General features: G+C 70.0%; 1 protein-coding gene. It reads left to right on the top strand.

The genetic code is table 11. The features are described from left to right. Positions 1-327 (top strand): ATP-binding cassette domain-containing protein (locus tag UK12_RS34490; RefSeq protein WP_045307172.1); only part of this gene is annotated, 327 nt, incomplete at both ends.

Genomic DNA, 327 nt, shown 5'->3' with positions numbered 1-327 from the left:
TCAGTTACAGCGTGCGGGCGGGGGAGACGCTGGCGGTGCTGGGGGAGTCCGGCTCGGGCAAGTCGGTCACCGCGCAGGCGGTGATGGGCATCCTGGACACCCCGCCGGGCTTCGTGACCGGCGGTGAGATCCTCTTCAAGGGTCGCGACCTGCTGCGGCTGAGCCAGGACGAGCACCGGAGGATCCGGGGCTCGCAGCTGGCGATGATCTTCCAGGACGCGCTCTCCTCGCTCAACCCCGTGCTGAGCGTGGGCTACCAGCTCGGCGAGATGTTCCGGGTGCACCGGGGCGCCTCCCGCAAGGAGGCCAAGGCCAAGGCCATCGAGC

This window comes from Saccharothrix sp. ST-888, assembly GCF_000955975.1.
Lineage (GTDB): Bacteria > Actinomycetota > Actinomycetes > Streptomycetales > Streptomycetaceae > Kitasatospora.
The sequence above is the reverse complement of the archived record's forward strand: the minus strand, read 5'-3'. Positions and strand labels throughout refer to the sequence as shown.